The sequence below is a fragment of the Allobosea rubneri genome (genome assembly GCF_032464875.1).
In the GTDB taxonomy this organism is placed as follows: domain Bacteria; phylum Pseudomonadota; class Alphaproteobacteria; order Rhizobiales; family Beijerinckiaceae; genus Allobosea; species Allobosea rubneri.
This window is the reverse complement of sequence record NZ_JAWDID010000025.1, coordinates 63,666-82,659: the sequence shown is the minus strand read 5'-3', so window position 1 is coordinate 82,659 and position 18,994 is coordinate 63,666. Positions and strand designations below refer to the sequence as shown.

The window sequence follows — 18,994 nt, the reverse complement described above, 5'->3', positions numbered from 1 at the left end:
CGGCCGGGCTCGGCGCGCTGCTGGGCGGGCGGGCCAATGCCGCGCAAAGCAATGCGGCGGCAGGGCTCACGCCGCTGCCGCCGATCGTCCTGCGCGAAGGCAGGGTCTTCCTCGGGCCGCTGCGGCTGCCTCTGCAACCGCTGCGACCGCTTTACTGACCGCTGGCGGCGCTGATCGCGGCGCGCGGCGCCTCGATCCGCACCAGCGCCTTCTTGACCGCGTCCTGCACCTTCTCGAAGGCCCGGACTTCGATCTGGCGGACGCGCTCGCGTGAGACGCCGAACTCCTCCGAGAGCTGCTCGAGGGTGATCGGGTCCTCGGCGAGGCGGCGCGCCTCGAAGATCCGGCGCTCGCGCGGATTGAGCACGTTCAGGGCCTCGCGCAGTGCCGAATGGCGGTTGTCGCTTTCCTCGGATTCGGCGAGCCGGTTTTCCTGGCTCTCGCTGTCATCGACGAGCCAGTCCTGCCATTCGCCCTCGCCATCCTCGCGCAGCGGCGTGTTGAGCGAGGCATCGCCGCCGAGCCGGCGGTTCATGTCGACGACATCCTGCTCGTTGACGCCGAGCTTGGTGGCGATGGTCTTGACCTGCTCGGGCCGCAGATCGCCTTCGCCCAGCGCCGAGATCTTGCTCTTGGCCTTGCGCAGGTTGAAGAACAGCTTCTTCTGATTGGCGGTGGTGCCCATCTTCACCAGCGACCAGGAGCGCAGGATGTATTCCTGGATCGAGGCCTTGATCCACCACATCGCATAGGTCGCGAGCCGGAAGCCCTTGTCGGGCTCGAAGCGCTTGACCGCCTGCATCAGGCCGACATTGCCCTCGGATACGACCTCGCCGATCGGCAGGCCGTAGCCGCGATAGCCCATGGCGATCTTGGCGACGAGACGCAGATGGGAGGTGACGAGCTTATGGGCCGCATCGCGGTCGCCATGCTCGCGCCAGCGCTTGGCCAGCATGAATTCCTCGTTCGGTTCCAGCATCGGGAACCGGCGGATCTCTTCCAGGTAACGTGAAAGTCCGCCCTCGGCGGACATGACGGGCAGCGACGCAATCGCCATGCTCGTACTCCTCTCCAGGCTCCCGCTCCGCGGCGAGCCGACCACCCGAGTGTCCTTCGGGCAGGATTGTGCGGCGCGCCGCCACGAAGACAATCGTCAATTCGCGGGCAGCACACCCAGCGGCGCCCCTTTAGCCATCCGCTTCGCAGTGCAGTATATTCAATGCGAGAGTGACCGAAAGTGGGCGGCGCAGCAAAAAACCGTCACAGGATCGCGAGTTCACTTTGCAAACGTGCAAAGTCTGCCGGAGGTTCCGACTCGAAGCGGAGTTCCTCGCGGGTCACCGGATGCGCGAAGCCGAGCAGCCGCGCATGCAGCGCCTGGCGGCCGAGAGCAGCAAGCGCGGCGCGGGCGCCCTCCGGCAGGCGGCTCGCCTTGGTCATGAAACCCGAGCCGTAGAGCTGGTCGCCGAGCAGCGGGTGGCCGATATGGCTCATATGCACCCGGATCTGGTGGGTGCGGCCGGTCTCGAGCTGGCATTCGACCAGGCTCGCCAGCGCTTCCAGCTCCTCGTGGCCGCGCAGCAGGGGTGGATAGCGCTCGATCAACTCGATATGGGTGATCGCCTCGCGGCCCCGGCCTTCGCCGACCACCATCATCTTCTCGCGATTGCGGTTGGAGCGCTCGATCGGGGCGTCGATCGTCCCCGTCTGCCGGCGCGGCGCGCCCCAGACCAGCGCGAGGTAGGCCCTTTCGAGCGGCCCGGTGCGGCCATGATCGGCGAACTGCTTGGCCAGCCCCTGATGCGCCTTGTCGTGCTTGGCGACGACGAGCAGGCCGCTGGTGTCTTTGTCGAGGCGGTGGACGATGCCGGGCCGGCGCACGCCGCCAATGCCCGAAAGGCTCGCGCCGCAATGGGCGATCAGCGCGTTGACCAGCGTGCCGTCCTCATGGCCGCCGGCGGGATGGACGACGAGGCCGGCGGGCTTGTCGATGACGATCAGGTGCTCGTCCTCGAAGACGACATCGAGCGGGATCGCCTGGCCGATCGGCGCGGCCGGCTTGGCTTCGGGCATGATCAGGGCCAGACGCTGCCCCTCGACGACCTTGCGGCTGGCATCGGCGACGACCGCGCCGTCGATGCTGACGCCGCCTTCCTTGATCACCTGCTGCAGCCGGGCGCGGGAGATCTCTCCCGCGAGCAAGGCGAGCGCCTTGTCGAGGCGCAGGCCGGCATGCTCGGCGGTGATCACGAGTTCGGTCGGGGTGTCGATGGGGTGGGGCGCGTTCATGCCCCGTCTATAGGCGCAAGGGAAGAAAATCGCACCCAAAGATCGCGGATTGCGCTCGGGCTCGAGCCGGGGCTCTCGGGCGGCTCGTCGCGTCGTGGCCGAGAACGGCGGCAGATCGCATCCTGCCGGACGCAGGCTGGCGATAAGCTCTCTTGCTGGGGCATTGGACTGAAGAGGGGATTCCGTTCTCTTTGCCCAATGCGCTGGGCCGGATCAGCCGAAGAGGCGGAAGCGGCCCTTCGGCTCCTCCGGCGGTGCCTGCTCCGGTCCCGGGTCGTCCGGCGCGTGGGCAACCGGGAAGACCACCGGCGCCGGCCGGCCTTGCGCTGCCGGCTTGCCGGAGTTCGGCGCTGCCTCGGCCGGCGTGGCGGCTGCCGGTTCGGGCTTCGGCTCGGCAACCGGTTCTGGCTTGGTTTCGGGTTTGGCCTCGGCCTTGATCTCGGGCTTGGCCCCGGGCGTGGGCTGTGGTGGTGCAGGAGCCGGCGCGACCGGCACCGCTTCGATCACGGTAGCGTTCGGGGCGGAGGCGGTTTCCGGCACCACCTCCACCGGTGCCGCGGTCTCGGCCCGGCCTTCGAGCAAGGGCGCGGATTCATCGAGATCGGCGAGCACGTCGTCGAGATCGGCGGCGGGGCGGCCGAGGGTCGCCGGTGGCACCGTCCAGACGAAGGCGTCGAGGCGGCCGGAGATCGGCGAGACCGGCAGCCAATGGTCGGAGACGAGGCCGTCCGCGACCCAGGCCGCATCGCGCGGGGCGCGGGTGGCGCGGGCGAGCCATTCGCGCACCCGCCCGGCAGCGCCGTGCTCGGCTTCCTCGAGCTCGGCCATCAGCAGGCAGACGCGGACCGAGGCGCCGCCGGCGAGCAGTGGCTTCAGCGTCGCGCGGGCCCGGGCAAAATCCTGGGCGTGGATCGCGGCGCCGGCCAGGGCCAGCACGCCTTCCGGATCGGCCGGGCGCAGCTTGGTCAGCGTCTCGGCGCGGGCGAGGCGGTCGCGGGCACTGTCGCCGGGGCGGACGTCGAGATAGGCGGCGGCGATGTCGGGATGCGAGGCCTCTTTCCAGGCCGTTTCGAGCAGCCTGGCCGCCTTCTTGATGTCGCCGCGCTCGGAGAGCATGCGGCCGGCAAGTGCCGCGGCCGGCGTCAGTCCGGGGGCGAGCTTCACCGCCTCCAGCGCGGCGGCGAGCGCCTTTTCGGGCTCGCGGCCCTTGGCTTCGAGAGCCTCGGCGGCGAGCAGCACGGCGCGCTGGCGCTTGGCTTCGGCCTTGTCGGCGAGACGCAAGGCGGCGCGGCGCTCGACGGCGGTGCGCGCCGCCTGCCAGTCGCCGGCGCCGGTGTGGAAGTCGAGCAGGGCGTCGTTGGCCCAGGCGAGCGAGGGCGACCGCCGCACGGCCTCGTCGGCGAAGGCGCGGGCGGCGGCCATGTCGCCGCGGCGCCGTGCCTCGACGAACAGGCCGCGCAGGCCGAGCACGCGGGTTTCGGGCTTGTCGAGCATCGCCTTGAAGGCGGCTTCGGCCCGGCCGCGATCGCCGGAGAGCTGGGCGGTCTGAGCCTCCAGCAGCAAGGTCAGCGGTTCTTCTGCGGCGAATTTGCGGGCGTCGTGGGCATGGCGGCCGGCGGCTATCGGGTCGCCGGCGCCGATCGCGACCATGCCGCGCGAGACCGCCTCGAAGCCGCGCGCCCGGCGCCGCGCCCGCGAGGCGAAGCTGAAGGCCGAGGGCAGGCCGAGCACGAAGCGCAGCACCGCCCAGACGACCAGCGCCAGGAAGGCGAGCAGGATGACGCCGATCGCGGCGATCGCGACGCTGGTCTCGATCCGATAGCCCTGCCAAAGCACCGAGACCTCGCCCGGCCGGTCGGCGAGCCAGACGGCGCCGGCGGCCAGCGCGGCGATGACGAGGAGATAGGTCAGTACGCGAACCATGGACCGATAACCTTCCTCAGCCTGCCGAACCCAGTGCCGCAACAGCGTTTCGCGCGATCCCGGCGATGGCGGCCTCGGCCGCCGCTCTTTGCTTCAGCGCCGCCCCGAATGCCTCACTGGGGCGCCGCGCCGGTTCCGGCAGTTGCGCCCAGAGCGTCGCCGCAGTGGCGATGTCATTCTGCACCAGGGCGTTCTCCAGACGGATCGGCAGCGTCGCCGGATCATTCGCGCCGGTATCGCCGACCGGGCGGATGGTGACGATCCGGCTGGCGAGCCCGAGCAGCTTGTCTTCCCAGCTGCTGGCTGGCGGAGCGCTCTCGCGGGCGAACAGAGCACGGTGGCTGCGGAACTGCGCGAGCAGGGCGTCGCGGGTCGCCGCGCCGCTGGTCGCGACCGCTTCGAGCGCCGTCAGCTCCGTCGCGGGGATACCGCCCGCCGCGAGTGCGGCGACATCCTGCTGGAAGGGGCGGCCGGCGCCGATCGCGTCGCGGACGCGCTCGGCGAGAACGATGCGGGCGGCGGCCAGGGCCTGCCGGCTCGGCACCAGCGCGTTCTTGGCGGTGGTCTCGACTGCGGCAAGGCGCTGCCCGGTCTCGCCGAGACGCCGCTCCAGCTCAGCTGCGGCAGTGCGGGCGGCAGCGGCGTTGCTGTCGGCCTGGGTGAGCTTTTCGCTGACCTCCGCCAGCGCGGCGGCATCGCCCGCTGCAACCGCCGGGACGGTCTTGGCGAGCTCGGCGAGGCGGCTGGCATTGCTCTGTGCCGCAGCGTCGGCCTTGGCGGCGCTGTCGGCGGCGGCGCTCGCCTTGCGGTCGATCGCTTCGAGCGCGGCGCGGTTGGGCAAGGCGGCGCTCTGCGCCTGCAGCGCCTCGATGCGGCGGTTCAGCTCGGCGAGGCGCGCGGCGTCGTCGGGGCCCGCGAGCTTGAGGCCGAGCAGCACCAGCCCGGCGCCGACCGCGCCGCCGACCAGTCCGGCCAGAGCAAGAGCCGGCAGGCCGGCGCGGCGCTGCGGCGGAGGCGCCGGCGGCGGCTCGAATTCACGTGGGAGGGCTTCGCTCGGCAGGATCGCCTCGGCCGCGCTCTTGGTCCGTTCAGTCGCGGCGGCATTGCTCGCCGCGGTCTCCGGCTCTGGTGCTGCAGCCTCGGGCGCCTGCGCCTCGGACGATGCCGGCGCGGCCGCTTCGGCCTGCGGCGCGAGCTCGATGGTCGGCGGTGTCCGTCCCGACCGGCTGCGACGCTTTGCGGCCGGGCTCTGTTCGCTGCTCGGCTCGCTCATCGCGTCCTTGTCCATCTCCGCGGCCGGTTCGGTCGCCGCAGCCTCCTCTCTAACATCGCCGTCGAGCAGAATGCGAGCCGGCAGATGGTCGAGGGCTGCGAGCAGCGCGGCCTCCTCGGCATGCTCGGCGACCAGCACGGTGCCGGCGCCGGCACTGATCAGCGGCGCGGCGATCTCGGCCGACAGCGCGACCTGCGGCAAGGCGAGCGCCTGCTCGGTGAGCCCGGCCGCGTCGGCCAGCGCCAGGAAGGTCTGGGCGCTGCGCGGCGAGTAGTGCAGGGCGGCATCAGCCTCGCCGCCGCGCAGGGCTTCGGCCGCAGGCTGTGGCAGCGTATCGACGGCCTTTGCCTCGTAGGCGGTCCAGACCGTCACGGTATGGCCGGTGGCGCGCAATTGCTCGGGCAGGTCGTCATGCCGGTCCTGACCGGCGACGAAGAGCAGCTTCCTGGGTTCCGGCAGCTCGCCGGCGATCAAAGCGAGGAGATCGGAGCGATTGCCCTTGGCGTTGCGGGTCGCGAAGCCGAGCGCTCCGGCCGCCTCGGCGGTGCGGGAGCCGACGCAGAAGGCCGGAAGCGATTTCCGCCAGGCTTTCGGCAGTTGCTCCAGCGCCGGCACGGCATTGGCGCTGGTCAGGACGAGCGCGTCGAACGGGCCTTTCGGCGCCGGCTCCGTGCCCGGGACGATGCTGAAGAGTGGCGCCAGGACCGGCTCCTGGCCGCGCTCGATCAGCACCTTGGCGGTGCGCTCGGCATCGGGCTGCGGTCTCAACACCAGAACGCGCATGTCGTCTCCTCGCTTCGGCCGGTCGTGAAGGCTCAGGCCGGATCGTAGATGCCGGCCGGAGCGCGGGCGCGCAACTCGCGCCCGAGATCGGCTCCCAGTTTCGCGGCGTCCGTGACGGAACCATGGCGCTCGCCCTCGGCGCTCGCCGACCCGTCGGGGGAGAGCAGAAGGCCGCGCAGATGCACGCGGTCGCCGGTGACGACGGCGTGGCCGGCGATCGGCATGCGGCAGGAGCCGTCGACCTCGGCCAGGAAGGCGCGCTCGGCCGTCACCGCGAAGCCGGTGTCGCGGCAGATCACCGGGGCGAGGGCCGCGATGGCGGCGGCATCGTCAGCGCGGATCGTGATGCCGATCGCGCCCTGGCCGACGGCCGGCAGCGATTCCTCGATCGACAGGATGCCGCTCGCCTTGTCCTCCAGACCGAGGCGGCGCAGTCCGGCGAGCGCCAGCAGCGTCGCGTCGATCTCGCCGCTGGCGACCTTCTCCATGCGCCGCGCGACATTGCCGCGCAGCAGCACGACCTGGAGATCGGGCCGGGAACGGCGCAGCATCGCCTGGCGGCGCAGCGAGGCCGAGCCGATCACGGCGCCCTGCGGCAGGTCGGCGACCCTCGCGATGCCGCGCGAGATCAGGACGTCGCGAGCATCCTCGCGCGGCAGATAGCCGCCGACGACGAGCCCGTCCGGCAGCCGGGTCTGCAGGTCCTTGGAGGAGTGCACGGCGAAATCGATCGTCCCGGCGAGCTGGGCGACGTCGAGTTCCTTGGTGAACAATCCCTTGCCGCCGGCCTCGGCGAGCGAGCGGTTCTGGATCGAATCGCCGGTGGTGACGATGGCGTCGAGCGGCAGTTCGTCCTGCGCCCAGCCATGGGCCTGCATCAGGCGGCCGGCGAATTCGCGCGCCTGCGCCATGGCCAGCGGGCTGGCGCGCGTGCCGATGACGAAGCGGCCGGGCAGGCGCTGCTGGCGTGGCGGGGTGGGCTGCTGACTCATGCGGCGCAAATTCTCCGGTTCCGGCGCGGGGCTCGCCCGCGCCATTGGCCTTCTTCTTCTTGCAGCACTATACGAAGGAAATCCCCGCGCGAAACCGCGCACCCGGCAGCGGCCCCGCCGCCGGGACCTTAAACCAGCGAGCCTTTCGACCGACCGGCCATGCGTGTTCTGGGCATAGAGACCACTTGCGACGAGACGGCGGCCGCGATCGTCGGCGTCGATCGTGCCGGCGAGGCCAAGATTCTCTCCAACGAGATCCTCAGCCAGATCGCGGCGCATGCGGCCTATGGCGGCGTCGTGCCCGAAATCGCGGCGCGCGCCCATGTCGAGGCGATCGACCGGATCGTGGCGCGGGCCTTCGAGACGGCCGGGCTCAAGGTCTCGGAGATCGACGCGATCGCGGCGGCGGCCGGGCCGGGGCTTGTCGGCGGCGTGATGGTCGGCCTGACCAGCGCCAAGGCAATCGCGCTGGTGACCGGCAAGCCCTTCATTGCGGTCAACCATCTCGAGGGCCACGCCCTGACGGCAAGGCTGACCGACGATGTCGCCTTTCCCTATCTCCTGCTGCTGGTCTCGGGCGGGCATACGCAATTGCTCGCGGTGCGCGGCGTCGGCGATTACCTCCGGCTCGGCACGACCATCGACGACGCGGTCGGCGAAGCCTTCGACAAGATCGCCAAGATGCTTGGCCTGCCCTATCCCGGCGGCCCCTCGGTCGAGCGCGAGGCGCTGAACGGCGATTCCGAGCGCTTCGAGTTTCCGCGGCCAATGAGCGGGCGGCCCAAGCCCGATTTCTCGCTGTCGGGCCTGAAGACGGCGGTGCGGCTGATGGCGGAGCGGATCGCGCCGCTTTCCGACCGCGACGTCGCCGATCTCTGCGCCTCCTTCCAGGCGGCGGTGGTCGATGTGTTGGTCGACCGCACCCGCGCCGGGCTGCGCGCCTGCCGCGAGGCCGGGATTAGCCCGTCGACGCTCGTCGTCGCGGGCGGCGTCGCCGCCAACCAGGCGATCCGCAGCGGGCTGACGCGGCTCGCTACCGAAGCCGGTCTGCCGATGGTGGCGCCGCCGCTGGCACTTTGCGGCGACAATGGCGCGATGATCGCCTGGGCCGGGCTGGAGCGGCTGCGCCTCGGGCTGATCGACGACATGGGGGCACTCGCCCGTCCGCGCTGGCCGCTCGACGAAATCAAGGCCGCCGGATGACGCCTTCCGACCGGTTCGCCACGATCGGCGTCGCCGGCGGCGGCGCCTTCGGCGCGGCGCTCGCGCTTGCCGCGGCGCGTGCCGGGCGGCGTGTGATCCTCTGGGCCCGCGATGCCGAGGCGGTTGCGATCATGCGCGAGAGCCGCGCGGTGCCGCGGCTGCCGGGCGCGACCCTGCCCGAAAGCGTGACCCCGGTCGCGGAGATGGCGGCGCTGTCGCAGGCGCGGGCGCTGATCCTCGCGGTGCCGACCCAGGCGCTTCGACCGGTCTGCGCCGATCTCGCGCGCGCCCTGCCGGCCGGACTGCCGGCGATCTCTGCCGCCAAGGGCATCGAGCAGAAGAGCGGCCTCTTCACCACGCAGATCGTCGCCGAGCTCTGGCCGGGTGCCGTGCCGGCGATCCTGTCGGGCCCGAGCTTCGCGGCCGACATCGCGCGCGGCCTGCCGACGGCGCTGACGCTGGCGGCAAGCGATGCCGCGCTGGCGCAGGACCTCGCCGAGGTGCTGAGTTCGGCTTCGCTGCGCATCTACCACAGCAACGACCCGCGCGGCGTCGAGATCGGCGGCGCCGCCAAGAACGTGCTCGCCATCGCCGCCGGGATCGCGATCGGGCTCGGCTATGGCGAGAGCGCCCGGGCGGCGCTGGTGGCGCGCGGCTTCGCGGAGCTGCGCCGTTTCGGCGAGGCGTTCGGCGTGCAGTCGGAGACGCTGATGGGGCTTTCCGGGCTCGGCGACGTCGTGCTCTCCTGCGCCTCGGCGCAATCGCGCAATTTCGCCTATGGGCTGGCGCTCGGGCAGGGGCGGAGCCCGGCCGAGGCCGCCGGCGGCAAGCTCGCCGAGGGGGCCTTCACGGCGGCGATCCTTGCGGAGATGGCGCAAGCACGGCAGATCGAGACGCCGATCGCCGAAGCGGTCGCGGCGATCATCGCCGGCGAGGTGGGCGTCCGCGAGGCGGTCGCCGGGCTGCTGGCGCGGCCGATCCGGGCCGAGAATTGAGAGTGGATACCGCCCTTCCAGCCCTCATCCTGAGGAGCCGTGTAGCGGCGTCTCGAAGGATGCTCCAGTGTGCGCTGGAGGCATCCTTCGAGACGCGCTCTGCGAGCGCTCCTCAGGATGAGGGCTCTATTATGACCGGCGAGGTGTAGCGATGGCCAATGACTGGTCCGACCTGACGAAACGCGTCGCCCGCGGGATCGCCGAGGTGCGCAAGACCACCGGCGCCGAGCTCGTGGCCGAAAGCCAGCCCGTGCCGCTCGCCGGGCGCATCGCCTGGCGGGTGATCGAGCTGCGCCGGCGGCGCCGCGAGGATACGCATCGCTTCGTGCTGATCCTGCCCTTTGGCGAAGGCGAGACCAGGATCGAGCTCAGCCCGCAGGATTATGCCGCGCTGACCCGCGAGATGGTGCGGTTCTGGAACGAACAGGGCGAGGCGGCATCGCGGCCGCCAGCGCCCTTGAAGGAAGAAGAGGACGAGGCCTGATGGCGCACTGGTTGATCAAGTCGGAACCCTCGGTCTGGTCCTGGGACCAGCAGGTCGCGGCCGGCGCCAAGGGGACGCATTGGGACGGGGTCAAAAACCACACCGCCAAGCTGAACCTGATGGCGATGAAGAAGGGCGACCAGGTCTTCTTCTACCATTCCAATGAGGGCCTCGAGGTCGTCGGCATCGTCGAGGTGATCAGGGAGCACTATCCCTGGACGGAAGCCGGCCCGCCCTGGGTGCTGGTCGATTTCAAGGCGGTGAAGCCGCTGCCGAAGCCGGTCACGCTGGCGGCGGTCAAGGCCGAGCCGAAGCTCGCCAAGATGGCGCTGGTGACCTCCTTCCGCCTGTCGGTGCAGCCGGTGACCGACGAGGAATGGGCCCTCGTCTGCAAGATGGGCGGGCTCTGAGAGCCACCTTCGCGGGCCACCGCCTGGAGGCAGGCGGAGTGCGCGTCATGGGGGGCGACCGGGATGCCGGGCGGACCGCTCGGCACCGCGCCCTCGCCGAAAGTCGCAGCAACGAAAGTGCGAGCCGGCGGCGCTTGTCGCCAATGGCTTGCGTCTTATGATGCGACGAACTTGAAAGAAGCCGTGTCGGAATGCGACCACGGCACCATGCCGCCCCGAGCCGCCCTCCGGCTCACGCCGACGGCCGAAGTCTGGGGAGACGCCTGATATGACCGAGATGATCTACGACGTGCCGGCCAGCTGGGCCAAGAAGGCCTATCTGAACGACGCCAAGTACAAGAAGATGTACGCGGCCTCGATCAAGGACCCCGACAAGTTCTGGGGCGAGCAGGGCAAGCGGATCGACTGGTTCAAGCCTTACAGCAAGGTCCGCAACGCCAGCTACAAGCCCGGCAAGGTCTCGATCAAATGGTATGAGGACGGCACCACCAACGTCGCCTACAACTGTGTCGACCGGCATCTGCCGACGCGGGCGAAGCAGACCGCGATCATCTGGGAGGGCGACGACCCCTCCGAGTCGAAGAAGATCACCTACGGCCAGCTCTATACCGAGGTCTGCAAGTTCGCGAACGTGCTGAAGGCCAAGGGCGTCAAGAAGGGCGACCGCGTCACCATCTACCTGCCGATGATCCCGGAAGCGGCCTATGCCATGCTCGCCTGCGCGCGCATCGGGGCGATGCATTCGGTGGTGTTCGGCGGTTTCTCGCCGGATTCGCTGGCGAGCCGCATCGAGGATTCCGATTCGAAGATCGTGATCACGGCCGATGAAGGCCTGCGCGGCGGGCGCTCGGTGCCGCTGAAGAAGAACGTCGACGCGGCCGACCCCAAGGTCAAGGGCGGGATCGAGACCGTCATCGTCGTCAAGCGCACCGGCGGCAACGTCACCATGCAGGACGGCCGCGACGTCTGGTATCATGACGAGGCCGCCAAGGTCTCCGGTCATTGCCCGCCGGTCGAAGTCAAGGCCGAGGACCCGCTGTTTCTGCTCTATACCTCGGGCTCGACCGGCAAGCCGAAGGGCGTCCTGCACACCACCGGCGGCTATCTCGTCTATGCCTCGATGACGCATCAATACGTCTTCGACTATCATGACGGCGACATCTACTGGTGCACGGCCGATGTCGGCTGGGTCACCGGCCACAGCTACATCCTCTACGGGCCGCTCGCCAATGGCGCGACGACGCTGATGTTCGAGGGCATCCCGACCTACCCGACGATCTCCCGCTTCTGGGAGGTGATCGACAAGCACAAGGTCAACATCTTCTACACCGCGCCGACGGCGATCCGCTCGCTGATGGGCGCCGGCGAGGAGGCGGTGACCAAGACCAAGCGCAAGTCGCTGCGCCTGCTCGGCTCGGTCGGCGAGCCGATCAATCCCGAGGCCTGGGAATGGTATCACCGCGTCGTCGGCGAGCGGCGCTGCCCGATCGTCGACACCTGGTGGCAGACCGAGACCGGCGGCATCCTGATCTCGCCGCTGCCCGGCGCGACCAAGCTGAAGCCCGGCTCGGCGACGCGGCCCTTCTTCGGCATCCGGCCAGAGATCGTCGACGCCGAAGGCAAGGTGCTGGAAGGCGCGGTCGAGGGCAACCTCGTCATCTCCGAGAGCTGGCCCGGCCAGATGCGCACGGTCTACGGCGACCATAAGCGCTTCGAGGAGACCTATTTCGCGACCTATCCGAACAAGTACTTCACCGGCGACGGCTGCCGCCGCGATGCCGACGGTTATTACTGGATCACCGGCCGCGTCGATGACGTGATCAACGTCTCCGGTCACCGTATGGGCACGGCCGAGGTCGAGTCGGCGCTGGTCGCGCATCCCAAGGTCTCGGAGGCGGCCGTCGTCGGCTATCCGCACGACATCAAGGGGCAGGGCATCTACGCCTATGTCACCCTGATGGCGGGCGAGAACCCTTCGGCCGACCTGAAGAAGGAGCTGGTCACTTACGTCCGCAACGAGATCGGCCCGATCGCCTCGCCGGACCTGATCCAGTTCGCGCCGGGCCTGCCCAAGACCCGCTCGGGCAAGATCATGCGCCGGATCCTGCGCAAGATCGCCGAGGACGAGTTCGGAGCGCTAGGCGACACCTCGACCCTGGCCGATCCGGCCGTGGTCGACGATCTCGTCGCCAACCGCCAGAACAAGCGCAAGGCGGGCTGAGGCCGACCCGGTTCAGGAAACTCTAGCCACCCGGGCGGCCGTCACGGTTTCGCCCGGGTCGGCCGCCCTTCTGACCCGGTTGCGGCCCTCGGCCTTGGCCCGGTAGAGCGCCCCGTCGGCGGCACTCAGCAGTTCCTCCCAGGCTTCCGGTCCACGGCGGCCGCTCGCGACGCCAAGGCTGGCGGTAACGGTGATGCGTTCGCCTGCGCCGATCTCGATGCGCCGCCGCTCCAATCCGGAGCGCAGGCGCTCGGCGATCTCGACGAGGGTTTCGAGGCTTGCTCCTGGAAGGATGAGAGCGATCTCCTCGCCGCCATAGCGCGCGGCCAGATCGGATTCGCGGATCGTCTCCAAGGTCAGCGCTGCGATCTCGCGCAGGACCTGGTCGCCGGCAGGGTGGCCATGGCGGTCGTTGATCGCCTTGAAATGGTCGACGTCCATCAGGATCAGGCCGATCTCGTCCGGCATGTCGGCGAATTCAGCGTCGCCCTGGCCGATCCGGTCGAGCGCGCGGCGGTTCAGCAGGCCGGTCAGGCCATCGGTTTCCGCCTGGCGCTTGAGCCGCGCCGTCAGCTGCCGGCGCTCGCGCAGCCGCTGGCGCAGGATATCGAGCGCACCGAAGAGTTCGCGCATTTCCTCGCCGCCGCCGAAACCGCCCGGAGCCGCTTCGATCTCGCGCCCCTCCGCGAGCGCCACTACATGCTCGCGCGCCCTGAGCAATGGCCGAAAGACCAGGCGTCGTGCGAGCAGGATCAGGAGCAGATTGGTCAGGACTATAAGGACGATGATCACGCTGACGGCCTGGAGCCAGTACCAGGCGGCGTCGCGCTCGGCTCGTGACTGTCGTGAGACGATGTCGAGGAAAGTCGTACGCAGCTGTTCGAGCGGCTGCAACGTCGGCACATAGCGGTCGGTCATCTGCGCTGCGGTGACGCCGTAGTCGCCGGACTGCATGCCGGCGGCGCTCAATTCGGTGATGAAGTCGAGCCCGTCGCCGAAATAGAGCCTGCCTGTGTCCTGTAGTGCCCGATTCAGTGCGGCATCGGAGGCGTAGAGCTCGAGCTGCTTCTCGGCCACCTGCCAGATCTGCAGGAGCCGGCCACGGGTGTGGCGCAGTTCGTCCCGGTCGGCGCTCGAGAGGGGGCGCCGTGTCGCGATCGGCGTGGCGAGATGCGAGCCCATCCGCCCGGCATACTCGCGCAAGTCGCCGAGCATCTGCAGGATCATGACCTGACCGGCAAGTGACTGGTCCTGCGCGACGATCCCGGCCATGGTGCCGGTGATCAGCGGGCGGGAGATGTCGACGACGTCGAACATCTGGCGAATGGCGTCCTGGATGATCTCGCCGCTGCGCGCCGCTTTCGGCAGGGCCGCGGCCGCATCGACGGTCTCCCGCGCCTGGTCCAGCCTCGACCGGACCCGTTCGACTTCACCGGCAGGAAAGCCGCTTCTGGTCCCCTGGCTCCGCGGAGCGACCGCGTCGAGAGCCTCGTCGCTGAGGGCCCTGAACTGCGTCAGCCGCCGCCGGGCCTGACTATCCGGCGCCGTTTCCTCCCCGAGCACGCTGTTGGCCGGGCCGCGCTCCGCGGAGATCCGGTTCGCGACGTTCAGGACCTTGCCGAAATAGGTGAGGGCTTCGAGATCGTCATTGGCGCGCCGATAGTCCTTCATGAAGACGCCGATCAGGCAGACGGCCAGAGCCAGCGAGAACAGCAGCATCAGGCCGCAGCCGACGATCAGCTTGGCGTCGAGGCTGGCTGCCCGCAGGCGCGCGAGAAGGGGCATCTTCGAGAGTGCGCCAAGCATGGCCTAGGAGTTGCCGGCAGAACGTAACGTCATGGCCGGCAAACTGCTGCCGCCGCCTTTAGATCGGGTAAACCGGCTGCGACCAATCCGGCGCTTCAGCCCTGTGCCTTCCGCCGTTTTCCCGCGGTCGGAAGCCGCCTGCCATAGAGCTCCAGCCGGTGGCGGACGATCTCGTAGCCGAGCTCGGCCGCGATCTTTGCCTGCAGCGCCTCGATCTCGGGCGAGGAGAACTCAACCACCGTTCCGCTCTCGATGTCGATCAGGTGGTCGTGATGGGCCTGGTCGGCGTGCTCATAGCGCGAGACGCCATCCTCGAAGGCGTGGCGTTCGATCGCCCCTTGCGTCTCCAGCACCTTCATCGTGCGGTAGACCGTCGAGAGCGAGAGCGTCGGGTCATGGGCGAAGGCGCGGGTGAAGATGCCCTTGGCATCCGGATGGTCGTCGGCCTCGGCGAGCACGCGCAGAATGAGGCGGCGCTGCTGCGTCATCCGCAGCCCGGCCTTGCGGAGCTGGCCCTCGAAAGCCTCCACGCGCTGGTCGATTCCCTTCATGGCAGAGAGGTAGCAACGCTGAGAGGCATTTGCAAAAACAGTCTATCGCAAATCGTTTGCAATAGCGTTGACAGATGCAAGTGGTTTGCAATAGCGTTCGGACATGCGCCATCGAACGCTGGAGAAAGCATGTCCCCGCGCCGCCGTTTCCTGAGCCTGATCGCTGCCGCCCCGCTGGCGCTGGGCCTCGCCTTCATTCCGCAAGCCGCGCTGGCGCAAGCCGCGCTGGCGCAAGCTGCGCCCGGCAAGCCGCTGCGCGTCGTCACCACCTTCACGGTGATCCAGGACATCGCCCAGAACGTCGCCGGTACGGCGGCGATCGTCGAGTCGATCACCAAGCCGGGGGCGGAGATCCACGACTACCAGCCGACGCCGCTCGACGTAGTCAAGGCGCAGTCGGCCGACCTCGTGCTCTGGAACGGCATGAATCTCGAGCGCTGGTTCGAGCGCTTCTTCGACAATGTGAAGAACGTGAAGAGCGCGGTGGTGACCGAGGGCATCGTGCCGATGGGCATCAAGGAGGGGCCCTATGAGGGCAAGCCCAACCCGCATGCCTGGATGTCGACGGGAAGCGCGCTGATCTATGTCGAGAACATCCGCAAGGCGCTCGCCGCGGCCGATCCGGCCAATGCCGAGACCTATGCGAAGAATGCCGCCGCCTATTCGGCCGAGATCAAGGCGATGGACGCGCCGCTGCGCGCAAGGCTCGACAAGGTGCCGGAGGACAAGCGCTGGCTCGTCTCCAGCGAGGGTGCCTTCAGCTACCTCACGCGCGACTATGGCTGGCGCGAAGCCTATCTCTGGCCGATCAATGCCGACGAGCAGGGCACGCCGCAGCAGGTGCGCCGGCTGATCGACCTCGTCCGCAAGAACAAGATCCCGGCGGTGTTCAGCGAGAGCACGATCTCGGACCGGGCCGCCAGGCAGGTCGCGCGCGAGACCGGGGCGAAATACGGCGGCGTGCTCTATGTCGACTCGCTCTCCGATGCGCGCGGGGCGGTGCCGACCTATCTGAAGCTGCTGGAGGTCACCGTCGACACCATCGCCAAGGGATTTGGCCAGTGAACCTGCACCGCCCGGTCGCGCCGCTGTTTGCGGCGGAAGGCGCGCCCTCGATCACGGTCGAGGGCGTCACCGTGAGCTATGCCAACGGCGTCACCGCCGTGAACGACGCCTCCTTCGCGCTCGGACCGGGCACGATTTGCGCGCTTGTCGGCATCAACGGCTCCGGCAAGTCGACGATTTTCAAGACGCTGATGGGATTCCTGAAGCCGGCTTCCGGCCTTGTGCGGATCGCCGGGCTCGAGGTGCACCGGGCGCTGAAGCGCGGCCTCGTCGCCTATGTCCCCCAGGCCGAGGAGGTCGACTGGACCTTTCCGGTGCTGGTCGACGACGTCGTGATGATGGGCCGCTATGGCCATATGGGCTTCCTGCGTCTGCCGCGGCAGGCCGATCGCGACGCGGTCGAGCAGGCCCTGGCGCGGGTCAACATGCTCGACTTCCGCCGCCGCCAGATCGGCGAGCTCTCGGGCGGGCAGCGCAAGCGCGTCTTCCTCGCCCGCGCTCTGGCGCAGGGCGGGCAGGTGATCCTGCTCGACGAGCCCTTCACCGGGGTCGACGTCAAGACCGAGGACCAGATCGTCGGACTGATGCGCGAGCTCCGGGCCGAAGGGCGCCTGATGCTGGTCTCGACCCATAATCTCGGCTCGATCCCGGATTTCTGCGATCAGGTCGTGATCATCAACAAGACCGTGCTCGCGGCCGGGCCGACGGAGACCACCTTCACGCAGGACAACCTGCAGCGGGCCTTCGGCGGCGCGCTCCGGCACTTCCGGCTGGAAGGCGCGAGCCTGCACGCCGATGCCGACGACCGCGGCGTCACCGTCATCACCGACGACGAGCGCCCGCTGGTCTTCTATGGCGAGCGCGACCATGAGAAGCCCGCTGCCGGCCGGAAGGACGAGCAGCCATGATGGAACTCCTGCTCGAGCCTTTCGGCTACCAGTACATGGTCAAGGCGATCTGGGTCTCGGCCCTGGTCGGCGGGGTCTGCGCCTTCCTCTCCTGCTACCTGATGCTCAAGGGCTGGTCGCTGATGGGGGACGCGCTGGCGCATGCGATCGTGCCCGGCGTCGCGCTGGCCTACCTGATCAAGGTGCCCTATGCCGCCGGTGCCTTCTTTTCCGGCCTGCTCGCGGCGCTCGCCATGGCGCTGGTCCGGGTGCGCACGCAATTGCGCGAGGATGCGGTGATCGGCATCGTCTTCACCACCTTCTTCGCGATCGGCCTGCTGATCGTCTCGATCAACCCGACCTCGGTCAACGTCCAGTCGATCGTGCTCGGCAACATCCTCGGCATTTCCGACGAGGACGTCGTCCAGGTCGCGATCATCGCGCTGGTCTCGCTCGCCATCCTGCTGGCGCGCTGGAAGGACCTGATGCTGGTCTTCTTCGACGAGAACCATGCCCGCAGCGTCGGGCTGAACCCGTTGCGGTTGAAGATCCTGTTCTTCGTGCTGCTCAGTGCCTGCACGGTCGCGGCGCTGCAGACGGTCGGCGCCTGCCTCGTCATCGCCATGGTGGTGACGCCGGGCGCGACCGCCTACCTTTTGACCGACCGTTTCGGCCGGCTGATCGCGATCGCGGTGACGATGGGCGTCACGACCTCGGCGGTCGGCGCCTATGCCAGCTACTTCCTCGACGGCTCGACCGGCGGGCTGATCGTCGTCTTCCAGACCTTGCTCTTCCTCGCAGCCTTCGTCTTCGCGCCGAAGCATGGCCGGCTGGCGGCGCGGCGGGCGGCAAGCGCGAGGGCTTCCGCATGAACCTGCTCGAAACCTGGCTCTTCGCCCCGTTCGTGCACGAGTTCATGCAGCGCGGCCTGATCGTCGCGGTGATGGTCGGCGTGGTCTGTGCCGTGCTCTCCTGCTTCCTCGTGCTCAAGGGCTGGTCGCTGATGGGCGATGCGGTCTCGCATGCGGTGCTGCCCGGCATCGTTCTCGCCCATATCGCCAGCCTGCCGCTGGCGCTCGGTGCCTTCGCTGCTGGGCTCGGCTGCGCCTTCGGCATCGGCTATCTCAAGGAGAACAGCCGGGTGAAGGAGGATACGGTGATGGGCATCGTCTTCTCCGGCATGTTCGCGCTCGGGCTGGTGCTCTTCGTCAAGGTCGACAGCGATCAGCACCTGATGCACATCCTGTTCGGCAACATGCTCGGCGTGACCTGGGCCGACATCGCCGAAACCGCGCTGATCGCGCTGCCGGTCACCGCTATCATGCTGCTGAAGCGGCGCGATTTCCTGCTGCACGCCTTCGATCCCGCCCATGCCCGCGCCATCGGCCTGCCGGTCCGGGCGCTGCATTTCGGCCTGCTCGCGCTGCTGGCGCTGACCATCGTCGCGGCCCTGAAGGCGGTCGGGATCATCCTGGTCGTCGCCATGCTGGTGGCGCCGGGAGCGATCGGCTACCTGACCAGCCGCCGCTTCGACGTGATGCTGCTGGTTGCGATCGCCTCGGCGACCCTGTCGAGTGTGCTCGGCACGATCCTCTCCTTCCATCTCGATGCCGCCACCGGCCCCTGCATCGTCGTCGTCCAGGGCGGGTTCTTCGCGCTGGCGCTGGCAGCCAATCTCTGGCGGGCGAGCCGGCGGCGGATGTCCGCCGTCGCTCATGGGGACTTCACGAAAGCGTGAACCACGGGAATAATCCTCCGGCTGGGGCGTTGGGCATCGGCCGGCATTCACCCGCCGGCCTTCGAGGAGCGTGTGAACCATGGCCGAAACCGATCTCGACCGGCGCCGCCTGCTGCGCGGCGGCCTGTTCGGATTGCCCTTGCTCGCCGTCTTCGCGACGGTGATCGGCAGCGCGCCGGCCCGGGCGGACGATGACGACGATGATGATGACGATGATCGTCGCCGACGCCACCGGCGCTACTGGCGGGAGCGGGAGCGCGAGCGCCAATATTGGCGGCAGCGCGAACGTGAGCGCTATGATCGCCGGCGCCGCTACTATGACGACTACGACGATTGAGCGCCGTCGCCCTGTCTTGAGCAGGGGGTACCAGGCG

General features: G+C 69.0%; 17 protein-coding genes. 10 read left to right on the top strand and 7 right to left on the bottom strand.

Annotated elements, in window-relative coordinates; genetic code table 11:
- Positions 1-151: 151 nt before the first annotated feature.
- From rpoH to hemC, 5 genes are all read right to left on the bottom strand, one after another.
- Positions 152-1,057, bottom strand: a complete 906-nt coding sequence (gene rpoH, locus RKE40_RS16935) for an RNA polymerase sigma factor RpoH (protein ID WP_316019402.1) — start codon at positions 1,055-1,057, stop codon at positions 152-154.
- A 203-nt stretch (positions 1,058-1,260) separates the two neighbouring features.
- The gene (locus RKE40_RS16930) at positions 1,261-2,289 is read right to left on the bottom strand and encodes an RluA family pseudouridine synthase (RefSeq protein WP_316019401.1); all 1,029 of its coding nucleotides are present in this window, start codon (positions 2,287-2,289) and stop codon (positions 1,261-1,263) included.
- A 213-nt stretch (positions 2,290-2,502) separates the two neighbouring features.
- The gene (locus RKE40_RS16925) at positions 2,503-4,212 is read right to left on the bottom strand and encodes a heme biosynthesis protein HemY (RefSeq protein WP_316019400.1); all 1,710 of its coding nucleotides are present in this window, start codon (positions 4,210-4,212) and stop codon (positions 2,503-2,505) included.
- A 16-nt stretch (positions 4,213-4,228) separates the two neighbouring features.
- Positions 4,229-6,268: a uroporphyrinogen-III synthase gene (locus RKE40_RS16920; RefSeq protein WP_316019399.1), complete on the bottom strand. Its 2,040-nt coding sequence runs from the start codon at positions 6,266-6,268 to the stop codon at positions 4,229-4,231.
- A 32-nt stretch (positions 6,269-6,300) separates the two neighbouring features.
- Positions 6,301-7,260 carry a hydroxymethylbilane synthase gene (gene hemC, locus RKE40_RS16915; protein ID WP_316019398.1) on the bottom strand — a complete coding sequence of 320 codons (960 nt, stop codon included), beginning with the start codon at positions 7,258-7,260 and terminating at the stop codon, positions 6,301-6,303.
- Positions 7,261-7,419: 159 nt separating this feature from the next.
- On the opposite strand from hemC, the gene tsaD reads away from it, so the two are divergent.
- The 5 genes from tsaD to acs all read left to right on the top strand — a co-directional run bounded on the left by tsaD (position 7,420) and on the right by acs (position 12,573).
- A complete protein-coding gene (tsaD, locus tag RKE40_RS16910) occupies positions 7,420-8,463 on the top strand; it encodes a tRNA (adenosine(37)-N6)-threonylcarbamoyltransferase complex transferase subunit TsaD (RefSeq protein WP_316019397.1) in 1,044 nt (347 codons plus the stop codon).
- Positions 8,460-9,458, top strand: coding sequence for an NAD(P)H-dependent glycerol-3-phosphate dehydrogenase (locus tag RKE40_RS16905; protein ID WP_316019396.1), 999 nt, complete (start codon positions 8,460-8,462; stop codon positions 9,456-9,458). The genes tsaD and RKE40_RS16905 overlap by 4 nt, the downstream gene beginning before the upstream one ends.
- A 151-nt stretch (positions 9,459-9,609) precedes the next feature.
- Positions 9,610-9,942: a hypothetical protein gene (locus RKE40_RS16900; protein WP_316019395.1), complete on the top strand. Its 333-nt coding sequence runs from the start codon at positions 9,610-9,612 to the stop codon at positions 9,940-9,942.
- The gene (locus RKE40_RS16895) at positions 9,942-10,352 is read left to right on the top strand and encodes an EVE domain-containing protein (protein WP_316019394.1); all 411 of its coding nucleotides are present in this window, start codon (positions 9,942-9,944) and stop codon (positions 10,350-10,352) included. Before RKE40_RS16900 ends, RKE40_RS16895 begins: the two co-directional genes overlap by 1 nt.
- Before the next feature lie 268 nt (positions 10,353-10,620).
- Complete coding sequence (gene acs, locus RKE40_RS16890; RefSeq protein ID WP_316019393.1) at positions 10,621-12,573, top strand: acetate--CoA ligase; 1,953 nt, start codon at positions 10,621-10,623, stop codon at positions 12,571-12,573.
- A gap of 12 nt (positions 12,574-12,585) precedes the next feature.
- Here the strand turns inward: acs and RKE40_RS16885 are convergent, their stop codons facing one another.
- A complete protein-coding gene (locus RKE40_RS16885; RefSeq protein WP_316019392.1) occupies positions 12,586-14,358 on the bottom strand; it encodes a GGDEF domain-containing protein in 1,773 nt (590 codons plus the stop codon).
- Between the two features lie 116 nt (positions 14,359-14,474).
- Entirely contained in the window at positions 14,475-14,930 is a 456-nt protein-coding gene (locus RKE40_RS16880) for a Fur family transcriptional regulator (RefSeq protein WP_316019391.1), read from the bottom strand.
- Between the two features lie 129 nt (positions 14,931-15,059).
- On the opposite strand from RKE40_RS16880, the gene RKE40_RS16875 reads away from it, so the two are divergent.
- The 5 genes from RKE40_RS16875 (at position 15,060) to RKE40_RS16855 (ending at position 18,957) form a co-directional block, all read left to right on the top strand.
- A complete protein-coding gene (locus tag RKE40_RS16875) occupies positions 15,060-15,995 on the top strand; it encodes a metal ABC transporter substrate-binding protein (RefSeq protein WP_316019390.1) in 936 nt (311 codons plus the stop codon).
- The gene (locus tag RKE40_RS16870) at positions 15,992-16,903 is read left to right on the top strand and encodes a manganese/iron ABC transporter ATP-binding protein (protein ID WP_390893408.1); all 912 of its coding nucleotides are present in this window, start codon (positions 15,992-15,994) and stop codon (positions 16,901-16,903) included. The genes RKE40_RS16875 and RKE40_RS16870 overlap by 4 nt, the downstream gene beginning before the upstream one ends.
- Complete coding sequence (locus RKE40_RS16865; protein ID WP_316019389.1) at positions 16,900-17,754, top strand: metal ABC transporter permease; 855 nt, start codon at positions 16,900-16,902, stop codon at positions 17,752-17,754. The genes RKE40_RS16870 and RKE40_RS16865 overlap by 4 nt, the downstream gene beginning before the upstream one ends.
- Positions 17,751-18,620, top strand: coding sequence for a metal ABC transporter permease (locus RKE40_RS16860; protein WP_316019388.1), 870 nt, complete (start codon positions 17,751-17,753; stop codon positions 18,618-18,620). Before RKE40_RS16865 ends, RKE40_RS16860 begins: the two co-directional genes overlap by 4 nt.
- Before the next feature lie 79 nt (positions 18,621-18,699).
- The gene (locus tag RKE40_RS16855) at positions 18,700-18,957 is read left to right on the top strand and encodes a hypothetical protein (RefSeq protein ID WP_316019387.1); all 258 of its coding nucleotides are present in this window, start codon (positions 18,700-18,702) and stop codon (positions 18,955-18,957) included.
- The last annotated feature ends 37 nt before the right edge of the window (positions 18,958-18,994 follow it).

What these genes read in the sequence shown, in the direction of transcription:
- rpoH (WP_316019402.1), bottom strand. Translation starts at nt 1,057, where the DNA reads ATGGCGATTGCGTCGCTGCCCGTCATGTCCGCCGAGGGCGGACTTTCA.
- RKE40_RS16930 (WP_316019401.1), bottom strand. Translation starts at nt 2,289, where the DNA reads ATGAACGCGCCCCACCCCATCGACACCCCGACCGAACTCGTGATCACC.
- RKE40_RS16925 (WP_316019400.1), bottom strand. Translation starts at nt 4,212, where the DNA reads ATGGTTCGCGTACTGACCTATCTCCTCGTCATCGCCGCGCTGGCCGCC.
- RKE40_RS16920 (WP_316019399.1), bottom strand. Translation starts at nt 6,268, where the DNA reads ATGCGCGTTCTGGTGTTGAGACCGCAGCCCGATGCCGAGCGCACCGCC.
- hemC (WP_316019398.1), bottom strand. Translation starts at nt 7,260, where the DNA reads ATGAGTCAGCAGCCCACCCCGCCACGCCAGCAGCGCCTGCCCGGCCGC.
- tsaD (WP_316019397.1), top strand. Translation starts at nt 7,420, where the DNA reads ATGCGTGTTCTGGGCATAGAGACCACTTGCGACGAGACGGCGGCCGCG.
- RKE40_RS16905 (WP_316019396.1), top strand. Translation starts at nt 8,460, where the DNA reads ATGACGCCTTCCGACCGGTTCGCCACGATCGGCGTCGCCGGCGGCGGC.
- RKE40_RS16900 (WP_316019395.1), top strand. Translation starts at nt 9,610, where the DNA reads ATGGCCAATGACTGGTCCGACCTGACGAAACGCGTCGCCCGCGGGATC.
- RKE40_RS16895 (WP_316019394.1), top strand. Translation starts at nt 9,942, where the DNA reads ATGGCGCACTGGTTGATCAAGTCGGAACCCTCGGTCTGGTCCTGGGAC.
- acs (WP_316019393.1), top strand. Translation starts at nt 10,621, where the DNA reads ATGACCGAGATGATCTACGACGTGCCGGCCAGCTGGGCCAAGAAGGCC.
- RKE40_RS16885 (WP_316019392.1), bottom strand. Translation starts at nt 14,358, where the DNA reads ATGCCCCTTCTCGCGCGCCTGCGGGCAGCCAGCCTCGACGCCAAGCTG.
- RKE40_RS16880 (WP_316019391.1), bottom strand. Translation starts at nt 14,930, where the DNA reads ATGAAGGGAATCGACCAGCGCGTGGAGGCTTTCGAGGGCCAGCTCCGC.
- RKE40_RS16875 (WP_316019390.1), top strand. Translation starts at nt 15,060, where the DNA reads ATGTCCCCGCGCCGCCGTTTCCTGAGCCTGATCGCTGCCGCCCCGCTG.
- RKE40_RS16865 (WP_316019389.1), top strand. Translation starts at nt 16,900, where the DNA reads ATGATGGAACTCCTGCTCGAGCCTTTCGGCTACCAGTACATGGTCAAG.
- RKE40_RS16860 (WP_316019388.1), top strand. Translation starts at nt 17,751, where the DNA reads ATGAACCTGCTCGAAACCTGGCTCTTCGCCCCGTTCGTGCACGAGTTC.
- RKE40_RS16855 (WP_316019387.1), top strand. Translation starts at nt 18,700, where the DNA reads ATGGCCGAAACCGATCTCGACCGGCGCCGCCTGCTGCGCGGCGGCCTG.